Origin of the sequence: Pseudomonas karstica, assembly GCF_009707515.1 — a bacterium.
In the GTDB taxonomy this organism is placed as follows: Bacteria; Pseudomonadota; Gammaproteobacteria; order Pseudomonadales; family Pseudomonadaceae; genus Aquipseudomonas; species Aquipseudomonas karstica.
In genome coordinates this window covers 34711-46670 of sequence record NZ_WLYI01000012.1, presented here as the reverse complement: position 1 = coordinate 46670, position 11960 = coordinate 34711, and the positions used below count along the sequence as shown (strand labels likewise).

Annotated in this window: 10 protein-coding genes and 4 tRNA genes; 1 reads left to right on the top strand and 13 read right to left on the bottom strand. The window is 56.7% G+C overall.

The window, feature by feature from the left end:
- The first annotated feature begins 100 nt into the window (after window positions 1-100).
- Complete coding sequence (locus GIR22_RS10645) at window positions 101-991, top strand: LysR substrate-binding domain-containing protein (protein ID WP_178122194.1); 891 nt, start codon at window positions 101-103, stop codon at window positions 989-991.
- A gap of 64 nt (window positions 992-1055) precedes the next feature.
- Here GIR22_RS10645 and GIR22_RS10640 read toward each other — a convergent pair whose 3' ends face one another.
- The 13 genes from GIR22_RS10640 to uvrB all read right to left on the bottom strand — a co-directional run bounded on the left by GIR22_RS10640 (window position 1056) and on the right by uvrB (window position 11880).
- Window positions 1056-1979, bottom strand: coding sequence for a hypothetical protein (locus GIR22_RS10640; protein WP_218581657.1), 924 nt, complete (start codon window positions 1977-1979; stop codon window positions 1056-1058).
- Window positions 1980-1994: 15 nt separating this feature from the next.
- Window positions 1995-2948: a hypothetical protein gene (locus tag GIR22_RS10635; RefSeq protein WP_154743294.1), complete on the bottom strand. Its 954-nt coding sequence runs from the start codon at window positions 2946-2948 to the stop codon at window positions 1995-1997.
- Window positions 2949-3061: 113 nt separating this feature from the next.
- A complete protein-coding gene (locus tag GIR22_RS10630; protein ID WP_154743293.1) occupies window positions 3062-3388 on the bottom strand; it encodes a hypothetical protein in 327 nt (108 codons plus the stop codon).
- A gap of 1035 nt (window positions 3389-4423) precedes the next feature.
- The gene (locus tag GIR22_RS10625) at window positions 4424-5383 is read right to left on the bottom strand and encodes a tRNA dihydrouridine synthase (RefSeq protein WP_154743292.1); all 960 of its coding nucleotides are present in this window, start codon (window positions 5381-5383) and stop codon (window positions 4424-4426) included.
- A 67-nt stretch (window positions 5384-5450) separates the two neighbouring features.
- On the bottom strand, window positions 5451-5882 hold the full coding sequence (locus GIR22_RS10620; RefSeq protein WP_154743291.1) for an acyl-CoA thioesterase: 432 nt from the start codon (window positions 5880-5882) through the stop codon (window positions 5451-5453).
- A gap of 50 nt (window positions 5883-5932) precedes the next feature.
- Window positions 5933-6766, bottom strand: coding sequence for an alpha/beta hydrolase (locus tag GIR22_RS10615; protein ID WP_154743290.1), 834 nt, complete (start codon window positions 6764-6766; stop codon window positions 5933-5935).
- A 27-nt stretch (window positions 6767-6793) separates the two neighbouring features.
- Window positions 6794-7333 (bottom strand): TetR/AcrR family transcriptional regulator, encoded by a 540-nt coding sequence (locus tag GIR22_RS10610; protein ID WP_154743289.1) that lies wholly within the window; start codon window positions 7331-7333, stop codon window positions 6794-6796.
- Between the two features lie 177 nt (window positions 7334-7510).
- A tRNA-Glu gene (locus tag GIR22_RS10605) sits at window positions 7511-7586 on the bottom strand.
- Between the two features lie 89 nt (window positions 7587-7675).
- Window positions 7676-7751 (bottom strand) — tRNA-Ala (locus tag GIR22_RS10600).
- A 49-nt stretch (window positions 7752-7800) separates the two neighbouring features.
- Window positions 7801-7876: transfer RNA gene (locus GIR22_RS10595), tRNA-Glu, on the bottom strand.
- Window positions 7877-7966: 90 nt separating this feature from the next.
- Window positions 7967-8042, bottom strand: a tRNA-Ala gene (locus GIR22_RS10590).
- Window positions 8043-8189: 147 nt separating this feature from the next.
- On the bottom strand, window positions 8190-9671 hold the full coding sequence (gltX, locus tag GIR22_RS10585; protein WP_154743288.1) for a glutamate--tRNA ligase: 1482 nt from the start codon (window positions 9669-9671) through the stop codon (window positions 8190-8192).
- A gap of 193 nt (window positions 9672-9864) precedes the next feature.
- A complete protein-coding gene (uvrB, locus tag GIR22_RS10580) occupies window positions 9865-11880 on the bottom strand; it encodes an excinuclease ABC subunit UvrB (protein ID WP_154743287.1) in 2016 nt (671 codons plus the stop codon).
- Window positions 11881-11960: the final 80 nt, after the last annotated feature.

Here is an 11960-nt window from a genome sequence, read left to right as displayed (position 1 = left end):
CTCAATAACCCTTTGGCTTGTGAGGCTGATGCTATGGCGTTACATTAAATAACTCAAATTCATATTTTTTATGCTTTGGATAACCAACTGGAATACCATCGTGGACCTGGCCAACCTCAATGCATTTATTGCCATCGCTGAGACCGGCAGCTTCTCCGGCGCCGGTGAACGGCTGCACCTGACCCAACCGGCAATCAGCAAGCGTATCGCTGGCCTGGAGCAACAATTGAAGGTGCGCCTATTCGACCGCTTGGGCCGTGAAGTTGGCCTGACCGAGGCCGGCCGGGCGCTTTTACCGCGGGCCTACCAGATTCTCAATGTACTGGACGACACTCGCCGCGCCCTGACCAATCTCACCGGGGAAGTCAGCGGACGCCTGACTCTGGCCACCAGCCATCACATCGGCCTGCACCGCCTGCCACCGGTGCTGCGTACCTTCACCCGGGAATACCCGAACGTCGCGCTGGACATTCAGTTCCTCGATTCAGAAGTTGCCTACGAAGAAATCCTCCATGGACGCGCCGAATTGGCGGTAATTACCCTGGCGCCAGAACCCCACACTCTCGTTCGAGCAACGCCTGTGTGGGACGACCCGTTGGATTTCGTGGTGGCACCGGAACACAGCCTGATCAGCAACAGTACGGTCAACCTGGCCGACATCGCCCAGCACCCGGCGGTATTTCCCGGTGGCAATACCTTTACTCACCATATCGTGCATCGGCTGTTCGAAGCCCAGGGCCTGACGCCAAACATCGCCATGAGTACCAACTATTTGGAAACCATCAAAATGATGGTTTCCATAGGGCTGGCCTGGAGTGTGCTGCCGCGTACCATGCTCGATGATCAGGTGGCGCGGATTGCTTTGCCAGGCATACAACTCCGTCGCCAGCTAGGTTATATCGTGCACACCGAGAGGACGCTGTCGAACGCTGCTCGCGCCTTCATGAGCCTACTGGATGCACAGGTCGATCCGTCAGGAATGCCGGCATGAAGCCGTTGCAAGGCTGGATTAGCACCAGGCTCACCTGCGCAAGATAGGTGAGCCCGATGCCCCATCAGATCAGCTTGATTGCCTGATATTCGGCCACCAGCTTTCGGTGCAACGGGGGCGGAAGTCCTTTGGCCCCGTAGCGCTCTTCATGGCCGTCAATCACGGCAACGGAATGCCCATCGTAGGCAAGAGTGCCGATGGCGCCATTCGCCAAATCTTGCATGGTAGCGTGACGAATATGGCCAAAAAGCCCCAGGCGCTTGAACGCGGCCCCAGGCCCCTCGCCATTGTTAAGGCTCTGCATCCCGGCGTCGAAACTGTCCCATGCCCCCTCGTGATTCTCCATCTGGGCTCGTTTGGCGCTCACGGCATACAAGAAGTTGGCATCCTTCAGCTGCCCCGCGTCACCCCCTTGAAAGCCTGAGCGCTCGGCGGCCACTCTCAACTCTTCATGGGTAACAGTGACAACCGCGCCATCCCGGGTGGTCACCCTATAACCTTGATCAGCGGTCTGTATTTCGCGGTAAATGCCAACCGGGCTCTGACCAAACTTCATCATCGCGGCTTTGATCGCCGACACCGTGACACAGTTGCCCTCCCTCGTTTGATAGAACTCGCCCCAGATATCGGCAGGCTTCTCCCCAATGGCTTTGCTCGAACGATACGTACTGCCCTGATCCACCTGAGGGGGCTTCACAAGCCGATCAGGTTTCTCCACAGCAATCGGGGTGACGGCAGTTGTGCGAACGAAAGACTTCAACAACGATGAAAGCTTGATCAGCAAAGGCAGCACAGCCGTTAGCAACTGTGAATGCCCCCGCCAACTCTCCATTGACGCTGACGGGCTGCTCGAACCCCGCGCGCCCTCATAAAGAGTGATGTTGTCAGTGCGCCTATTCGAACCCGGTAAAATATTGGCACTTAAACCCTGCGTACCGAGAGCGCCCTTGAAGACTGGCTGATGATGACGTTGCAAATAGATGCTCAAGGCATTGTCCTCCCGTCAGACCAGCACATACCCATGGGACCGGGTGGGCGCTTCTCCTTTACGACCATGCTGGTCCATAGCTCCCTCAATCACCGCAACCGACCGACGGTAGCTGAGGTCGATGAGACCAATGGCGCCTTTCTCCAACAGATGCCCCGTCAACGCCTGGCGCATATGGCCGACCAAACCCAACCCCTCCAGCATGCGCTTATGGAACTCACCCTTCAGACTCTCTTGCAAGGCGACATCAAAGCTTGCATAAGGCGGGTTACCCACATTGCCCTCTTTTTTGCGCTTGATGAACGCTGCAAGGATAAAGTTGGCATCCTTGAGCATGCCTTGGTCATCCCCCGAAAAATTCGATGAGCTGGCTACCTGCTTCAGTTCGCCTCGACTCAGATGCACCTTGAAGTCATCTCTCATGGTGACGTCATAACCATCGCCGCTGGGCGTAACGCTTCTGAACACATCCATGGGGCTTTGGCCAAACCTCATCATCGCAACCTTAATCGTAGCGACGTGAGTACTGACGTTATAGTCCTGTGCAAACACCTGCTTTTGCTCATATAAGCCCGACCAAATATTGCTCGGTTTCTCACCGTTTTGCCTCGAAGAAAAATCAACAAGTGCCTCTCGGGGTTTGGGGGTAACCGGCAATATTGTTTTTTCCTGAACTGCGACAGAGGGTGTATCAGGCTTGATAACACCAGGTGTAGCCTCATCCCCCAAGAGCTGCATCAACTTGGCGATGGCGTCGGTTAACATATTGAAAAGGACTGTCAGCGCATTAGGTACTTCCTCTTGATCCTGCCGGGCTGATTTATACTCCTGCCGAGCATTACCTTGCCCAACTACAGCCGCCGACGCGCCCTTCTTGAGCGAAGTCGACAGCCTTTCATAATCACCTGCACGCTCACCACCTGCACAGGAACGTTCACACTGGTTTGCAACACTTGAAGAAATATACATATTTAATCTCTCTACCCTTGGAGTAAGGCCCTAGATGCCGACCTCTCGAATTATCTGACACTGACCCTTCACCCCATAAAAAACTGAAAAGCAACAGGGTTATTTAATAAATTTCAAGACTTACCAAACCACAAAATCAACAAGCTACTGAGTGCACTGACAATCTTTCTAAGGCCGCTCGCTAAGTAATCAAGCACCTCTCTAGCGCGCTCAATAAATTTCCCAGCCTCCGCCATGATACCTATTGAACCGCCTGGCGAATCTGAAGGAGATGGCGCTGACGCTGCAACTGACTTCTCCTTAGCTGCAAAAGTGAGAGCCGGTGCCTGTCGCTGAACATTCAAGCTCATCTGATCATAAGCACCTTTAACATCCGAGTACTCTTTAATACAGTTTCTGGCAGGCACAACATGACTGCTCGACCGATAAAAATCCATCAAGTTAGAACCTCTTAAAGAAGTTGGAGCAACACTTCGAAAAATCACACAACATTGAGGTCAGACAAGCCCTGTCATGGCTACGTCTTTCTACCCCCCCGACCATGCCATTGGCCTAGGCAACACTTGACATGGTTTAGCGGGCATAGGCTTGACGGGTGAAGGTACTATCGTCGGTCGATCAGATGGAGGGGACGGAACCGGTTTCGATGAAAATAAACTCTGTAAATAATTCGCCAACATCCCAATCCAGCTAAATATTGCTTGAGCGATTTCAAGCATATCTTCAAAAATATTTACCGAAAGTGGATTACTTCCGGCCGTCACCGTCGCATTCGCATAAACAAGCGGCGAATCGAGTTGCGCATTTTTTATACGCACATTACCCACCTTAGGGTTCAGGCTTTCAACCTCCCTGAATCCATTAATATCGCTTAATAGACTTGATACCCTCATACGCCTCTCCGAAGTGGACCACTTAGATAAACATAAAACAACTCGACACATCATCGATACTTGGCAAAGCCAAGCTAGTTGAAACAGTGCTTAATGCTCTTCGTCAGTGGCAGGTCCGGGCGACAGGTTCCAGCAGTACACGTAACCGCAAGCTGCCAAACCTAAAAAGCGCGGGATTTCGACAGAGGTCAAATCTGCTGATTTATGAGATTTTTCTGGCTGATGCAATCCGCGCCAAGCCACGTCCCAGAACGCTTGGCAAGGTTGGTGGGGCCTTGGAAAGGCCAGGATATCAGGCGACGTAGCCATCTATCCGTTGTAGCGTCCTGCCATACTTAGCCCGGCGTTAAGCGCACAAAAAAGGGCACCAGTGGCCAATGCCGGTAGGAGCGAGCTTGCTCGCGAAAAACGTCAACGATAACGCGTGCATTCTGGATGAACGCGGCGCCTATGAATTCTTCGCGAGCAAGCTCGCTCCTACAAGGGTCGGGGTTCGCTTAACTGAGCAACATTAGCGCCAGTGGCGCCCTTTGGGATTGCTTTGGGAGGTCAAACTTTCAAGCAATTTTCTGCAGCGACATTTCAAGCCGCTTCGGGATGAGCCATGCCGAGCAAACGACTGACCTGCTCCAGATCGGTTTCACGGCGCATGGCGGTAAACAGCTCCACCGCTTGCGGATAATTGCGCGTCAGCATCGCCAGCCATTGCTTCAAACGGCCCGGAGCCTGTCGCTCAGTCAACTGCGCGACCGATTGCACCCAGAACGCCTGGAGCATCGGTTGCATTTGCGCCCAGGTCATCTCCACCACTTCTTCGCCGGCACGAGCAGCAGCAATCTGCCGGGCCAGGTCAGGGCGAGCGACCAGGCCGCGACCCAGCATGATGTCTTCGACGCCACTGATTTCCCGACAACGCCGCCAGTCCTCGACACTCCAGATATCCCCGTTAGCGAACACCGGCACCTTGACCACATCCTGCACCCGTGGGATCCACTCCCAATGAGCCGGCGGCTTGTAGCCATCGGTTTTGGTCCGGGCATGCACGACGATATGGGCAGCGCCACCTTCGGCCAGCGCCGTGGCACAAACCAGCGCACCGTCCGGGCTGTCGAAGCCCAAACGCATTTTCGCGGTGACCGGGATATGCGCCGGCACCGCACGGCGTACATGTTCGACAATCTGGTTGAGCAACTCCGGCTCCTTGAGCAGTACCGCGCCGCCTCGGGACTTGTTGACCGTCTTGGCCGGGCAGCCGAAGTTCAGATCGATGACCTCGCTGCCCAACTCGCAGGCCAAGGCGGCGTTTTCTGCCAGGCATACCGGGTCAGAGCCCAACAATTGCACGCGCAAGGGCACGCCAGCGGCGGTTTGGGCACCGTGCAACAACTCTGGAGCGAGTTTGTGGAAATAAGCAGGCGTCAGCAGGCGGTCGTTGACCCGGATGAACTCGGTCACACACCAATCAATGCCACCGACACGGGTCAGCACGTCCCGCAGGATGTTGTCGACCAACCCCTCCATGGGCGCCAAAGCAATTTGCATGGAAAACACTCAACAAAAAACGTGGCGCAGTTTACTGGGTTTCCCCCGGCCACCGTTAACCCCTGCGTCAGATAAGCAACGCCGGGGCATAGCCCTCGATAAACTCCGCCGGCATGCGCTTGGGCTTGCCGCTGGACAGTTCGATACAGACAAAGGTGGTTTGCGCCCGTAGCAAGGTAGCATCATCGCCGGGACGGACCAGTTGGAAATGGCGAGTCATTTTCAAGCGCTGGTCCCAGTCGACAATCCAGGTCGCCAGTTGCAACTCGTCACCTTCATAACCTGCCGCCAGGTAGTCGATCTCATGACGAACCACAGCCATGGCGCGATCCAGTCGCCGATACTCGGCCAGGTCCAGGCCCAGGCGCTGGGAATGGCGCCAGGCACAGCGTTCCAGCCAGGAAACATACACCGCATTGTTGGCGTGCCCCAGGCCGTCAATATCCTCAGGCGTAACCTGTAGGTCGATGATAAACGGCGATGCCAAATCCCAGCCCATGCTTTGCTCCCGGTCGATTAATGTCGGCGAGGAGCAGTGTACCCCATGGCTCAGGCGGTTTGCCGCTGCGCCGGGCGACAACCGGCGAGCAGCGCCAGCACGCCCTTGATGACGTGCGGATCGGCCAGCACCTTCTGGTGTCCGCCCTGCTTCAAACGCATCAGGCGACTGTCGAACCAGGCTTCATGAATCACTTGGGAAGCCCTGACCGAGACAAACGTATCGTCTTCGGCATGCACGATCAGGCCCGGCATGTTCATTTGATAATGCGCAACGTCCAGGTACTTGAGGGGCATGCCGAAGGCGTGTTCGACTTCCTGGATAAACGCCGAACGCGCCCGAGCCGGCAGGCCGACCATGCCGGCAAAGCCACGTAATACATCGAGAAAGCGTGATGGCGCTGCGATACTCACCAACGCCTCGGTACGCAACCCCAACTGGACGGCCAGCATCGCGCTGGCACCGCCCATGGAATGCCCGATCACAGCGTGCAATGGCGGCAACTCGGCGGCGGCTTCCAGCATCGCTCGAGCAAACAGCAACACATGCGCCTCGCGACCGGGAGAACGACCGTGCGCTGGCCCCTCCAGGGCAATCACCGAATAACCGGCACCCACCAACGCACTGATCAGGCTGGCAAACTGCGTAGGACGCCCCTCCCAACCGTGCATCAATAACACTGTTGGGCCTTGACCCCAACGCAAGGCCGACAGGCCAAAACGCAAGGTGATGCGCTCCGATTGTGCCAGCAGTGGCAACTCCCAATCACGGGGCGGAAAATTCCGAGGAGTCATAAACACCCGACGCATTTTGCTGGCGATTATCTGCGGCGCCAGCCGGCCTAAGGCGCCATTGACGCCACGAGTCCACTTAAATGTGCTCATCACTCATTCCCCGGGTCAAAGGCCGCCTCAACGCACCGCCGATTTAGCCGCGCGCAACATACGATCCGACAACTCTCCCGGCCCCAGAGCCCTGGCCAACGCCAGGCCGCCCACCATCAACGCCATGTCAGCCAAGGCTTTGTCGGTGTCTTCAGGGCTGGACGCTAACTGCGCGGCCATCAGCTCGAGGTGTTCGTTCAGAACCTGCCGAAAATCGTCTGGTAAGCGGCCCATCTCCCCCACCGTGGCAGGTATTGGACAAGCCTGGGTGGTGGAATCACGGTGCTTGCGTGACAGGTAGAATGCCGCCATCAGGGCACGGCGCTCTTCGCCTGTCAGTTCGGCCCCCATGTCGTCAATAGAAGCACGACGCTGGGCCAGCAACCGATTGAAAGCCTCCAACATCAGTGCGTCCTTGCTTTCGAAATGGGCATAGAAACCGCCTACGGTAAGCCCCGCGGCGCCCATCACCTCACCCACACTCGGTTCGGCCGGCCCACGCCGGATCAGCGCGGCACTGGCGGCCTGAAGAATACGTTCACGGGTTTGCGCTTTTTTATCATTCATCGTCGCCTCCGAATATTACGAACAGAATATTATTCTCATCATAATATTAGCAAGCCATTGAGAAGACCATTGGTCAGAAGAGTGGTAGAGGAGAAAGGAGATAGGCAAACGCCAGACAAACAAAAGGGCCATTCAATAATTGAATGACCCTTAAAAATCCCGCAGAGCGGGTAATCGTGGCGTCCCCTAGGGGACTCGAACCCCTGTTACCGCCGTGAAAGGGCGGTGTCCTAGGCCACTAGACGAAGGGGACACAAACCTTCTTACAGCATGATCAGGCTGATCTTGAACCTGGCCTGATCGATTCAAGGACGGAGTGGCCGCAACCTTGAACCTGTAAATTGGTGGAGCTAAACGGGATCGAACCGTTGACCTCCTGCATGCCATGCAGGCGCTCTCCCAGCTGAGCTATAGCCCCGGATTTTCGCCTCGCGGCGCAGCAGACCTTTCGAACTGCTTGTTGAAACTGGCGTCCCCTAGGGGACTCGAACCCCTGTTACCGCCGTGAAAGGGCGGTGTCCTAGGCCACTAGACGAAGGGGACAAAACCTTCTGTACAACATGATCAGGCTGATCTTTAAACTTAGCCTGATCGATTCAAGGCCGGTGTGGCCAGACCTTGAAACTTGTAAATTGGTGGAGCTAAACGGGATCGAACCGTTGACCTCCTGCATGCCATGCAGGCGCTCTCCCAGCTGAGCTATAGCCCCTCATCGGTGAGGACGGGGCGAATCTTAATGGCGCTTTGGAAGGCTGTCAAATTTATTTTTAACAATTTCCAATATTTTTTGCCGACATAACAATCACTTACCGATCAAACCCCGGAAAACCGGGGTTTAACCGTTACAACAGGTTGCTCAGCCAATAGCGCCCAGCAGCTTTTCCCATTCCTTGTTTTCTTTCTTCGACACACCGCCAAGCAAATCAAGGGCTTGGCGCAGACGGAAGCGAGTGAGGTCCGGACCAAGAATTTCCATGGCATCCAGTACCGAAACCGAACTGGCCTGCCCGGTGATCGCGGCAAACATCAGCGGCATGGCATCACGCAGTTTCAGTTCCAGGGATTCGACCACCGCCTGGATAGTGGCGGTGATGGCATCTTTTTCCCATTGGCGCAGGCTTTCCAGCTTCCACAGGATCAACTGCATCAACTGACGAACCTGGTCTCCGGAGAGTTTCTTGGATTCGAACAGCTTGGCATCCGGGTTGACGCCGCCGGCAAAGAAGAACCCGGCCAACGGTGCAACCTGGCTGAAGGTTTCCACCCTGCCCTGCACATGCGGCGCGATCCTCATCATGTACTCGGGGTTCAACGCCCATTGCTGCACGCGGCTGGCGAATTCTTCCACCGGCAGGTCACGCAACCATTGGCCGTTGAGCCACGAAAGCTTCTCGATGTCGAAGATCGGCCCACCCAGAGACACGCGTGACAGATCGAAGTTGTCGACCATTTCCTGCAGCGAGAACTTCTCGCGCTCGTCCGGCATCGACCAGCCCATGCGGCCCAGATAGTTGAGCATCGCTTCGGGCATGAAGCCCATGCGCTCGTAGAAGGTCACCGAAGTAGGATTCTTGCGCTTGGACAATTTGCTCTTGTCCGGGTTACGCAGCAGCGGCATGTAGCACAGTTGCGGTTGTTCCCAGCCGAAGTACTCGTAAAGCAGGATCAGTTTCGGTGCCGATGGCAGCCATTCTTCGCCACGCAGTACGTGGGTGATGCCCATCAGGTGGTCATCGACCACGTTGGCCAGGAAGTACGTCGGCAGGCCGTCGGTCTTCATCAGCACCTGCATGTCCATGCGGTCCCACGGAATCTCGACGTCACCGCGCAGCATGTCCGGAACCACGCAGACGCCTTCGCTCGGCACCTTCATGCGGATCACATGAGGTTCGCCAGCAGCCAGGCGCCGGGCGACTTCCTCCTTGGACAACAGCAACGCACGGCCGTCATAGCGTGGGGTTTCACCCCGGGCCTGTTGCTCGGCACGCATCTGGTCCAACTCTTCGCTGGTACAGAAGCACGGGAAGGCATGGCCCAGGTCCACCAACTGCTGGGTGTATTTTTTGTAGATCTCGCTACGCTCACTCTGCCGATACGGGCCGTGAGGGCCACCGACATCCGGGCCTTCGGCCCAGGTGATACCGAGCCAGCGCAAGGCATCAAAAATTTGCTGCTCAGACTCGCGGGTCGAACGCAGTTGGTCAGTATCTTCAATCCGCAGGATGAACTCACCGCCATGCTGCTTGGCAAAGCAGTAGTTGAACAAGGCGATGTAGGCAGTGCCAACGTGGGGATCCCCAGTGGGCGATGGCGCGATGCGCGTGCGGACGGTGGTCATGGCGGGTCTCGAATGGTCGATAAAACTGAAATTTGAAACAAGGGACGAATGGTAACACCAGAGCGACGCCATATTGTAGGAGCGAGCTTGCTCGCGAAAAACCTGAGAGTGCCGCGAATATCCAGGCAGCCCGCGCTATCGTTAAGGTTTTTCGCGAGCGAGCTTGCTCCTGCAGAGGGAAGAAGTAGCGGGGTTAAACCGTCAACAACCGCTCGCGCAACTTGCCAATCTCATCACGCATCTGTGCCGCCGCCTCAAACTCCAGGTCCCGCGCCAGTTGGTACATCTTCTCTTCCAATTGACGGATACGCTTGGTGATTTCGCTCGGCGAGCGCAGTTCGTTTTCGTACTTGGCGCTTTCCTCGGCAGCCTTGGCCATGCCTTTGCGCTTCTTGCTGCGCGATCCCGGTACAGTGGCGCCTTCCATGATGTCGGCGACGTCCTTGAACACGCCCTTTGGTGTAATGCCATTGGCCAGGTTGAAGGCGATTTGCTTGTCGCGACGGCGATCGGTCTCGCCAATCGCCCGCTCCATGGAACCGGTGATCCGGTCGGCATACAGAATCGCCCGGCCATTGAGGTTCCGCGCCGCACGGCCGATGGTCTGGATCAGCGAACGTTCAGAGCGCAGGAAGCCCTCTTTGTCGGCATCGAGAATCGCCACCAGAGACACTTCCGGCATGTCCAGACCTTCGCGCAGCAGGTTGATCCCCACCAGCACATCGAAGGTGCCCAGGCGCAGGTCGCGGATGATTTCCACGCGTTCCACGGTGTCGATGTCCGAGTGCAAATAGCGCACCCGCACGCCGTGGTCGGCCAGGTAGTCGGTCAAATCTTCGGACATGCGCTTGGTCAGGGTGGTGACCAGCACCCGCTCTTCCAGTGCCACGCGCTTGCCGATCTCCGAAAGCAGATCGTCAACCTGGGTCAGCGCTGGGCGAATTTCGATTTGCGGGTCTACCAGGCCGGTCGGGCGCACCAGTTGCTCAACCACGCGTCCCGCATGTTCCGCCTCGTAATTACCCGGCGTGGCCGAGACAAAAATCGTCTGCGGGCTAATACCTTCGAACTCATCGAAGCGCATCGGCCGGTTATCCAGTGCCGACGGCAGGCGGAAGCCGTATTCCACCAACGTCTCTTTGCGCGAGCGGTCACCTTTGTACATCGCGCCGACCTGCGGCACGCTGACGTGGGACTCGTCGATCACCAGCAAGGCGTCGGCCGGCAGATAATCAAACAATGTCGGTGGCGCCTGCCCGGACTCGCGACCCGAGAGGTAGCGCGAGTAGTTTTCGATGCCGTTGCAGTAACCCAGCTCGAGGATCATCTCCAGGTCGAAACGGGTGCGTTGCTCAAGGCGCTGGGCCTCCACCAGCTTGTTGTTGGAGCGCAGGTATTCCAGGCGCTCGACCAACTCCTCCTTGATGCCGTCGATGGCGCCCAGCAAGGTTTCTCGCGGGGTCACGTAGTGGCTTTTGGGATAGAAGGTGAAACGCGGCAGCTTGCGAATCACTTCGCCGGTCAACGGGTCGAAGGCCGACAGGCTCTCGACTTCATCATCGAACAACTCGATGCGGATCGCTTCCAGGTCGGATTCCGCCGGGTAGACGTCGATCACATCGCCGCGTACGCGGAAGGTCGCCCGGGCAAAGTCCATGTCGTTGCGGGTGTACTGCAAGTCCGCCAAGCGGCGCAGCAAGGCGCGCTGGTCGAGTTTGTCGCCACGATCGACGTGCAGCACCATTTTCAAATAGGTTTCCGGGCTGCCCAGGCCGTAGATGCAAGACACCGTGGTGACGATGATTGCATCCTTGCGCTCCAGCAATGCCTTGGTCGCCGACAGCCGCATCTGTTCGATGTGGTCGTTGATCGAGGCGTCTTTCTCAATAAAGGTGTCGGAGGACGGAACGTAGGCTTCCGGTTGGTAGTAGTCGTAGTAGGAAACGAAGTACTCCACCGCGTTGTTCGGGAAAAACGCCTTGAACTCGCCGTACAACTGCGCGGCCAGGGTCTTGTTCGGCGCCAGCACCAGAGTCGGACGATTGATCTGGGCGATGACGTTGGCGATGCTGAAGGTCTTGCCTGAACCCGTCACCCCGAGCAAAGTCTGGTGAGCCAGGCCGGCCTCGATGCCTTCAACCATCAGACGGATGGCTTCCGGTTGATCGCCGGCGGGCTCAAAGCGGGTGACTAGCTGGAAATCCGACATAACGTACCTCTGAAGTCACCCCGGCGAGAACACACTGGCTGGGACGATAAAGACAACGTGCGACGGGGACTGCAAGAGTG

What these genes read in the sequence shown, in the direction of transcription:
- GIR22_RS10635 (WP_154743294.1), bottom strand. Translation starts at nt 2,948, where the DNA reads ATGTATATTTCTTCAAGTGTTGCAAACCAGTGTGAACGTTCCTGTGCA.
- uvrB (WP_154743287.1), bottom strand. Translation starts at nt 11,880, where the DNA reads ATGTCGGATTTCCAGCTAGTCACCCGCTTTGAGCCCGCCGGCGATCAA.
- GIR22_RS10615 (WP_154743290.1), bottom strand. Translation starts at nt 6,766, where the DNA reads ATGAGCACATTTAAGTGGACTCGTGGCGTCAATGGCGCCTTAGGCCGG.
- GIR22_RS10620 (WP_154743291.1), bottom strand. Translation starts at nt 5,882, where the DNA reads ATGGGCTGGGATTTGGCATCGCCGTTTATCATCGACCTACAGGTTACG.
- GIR22_RS10625 (WP_154743292.1), bottom strand. Translation starts at nt 5,383, where the DNA reads ATGCAAATTGCTTTGGCGCCCATGGAGGGGTTGGTCGACAACATCCTG.
- GIR22_RS10610 (WP_154743289.1), bottom strand. Translation starts at nt 7,333, where the DNA reads ATGAATGATAAAAAAGCGCAAACCCGTGAACGTATTCTTCAGGCCGCC.
- gltX (WP_154743288.1), bottom strand. Translation starts at nt 9,671, where the DNA reads ATGACCACCGTCCGCACGCGCATCGCGCCATCGCCCACTGGGGATCCC.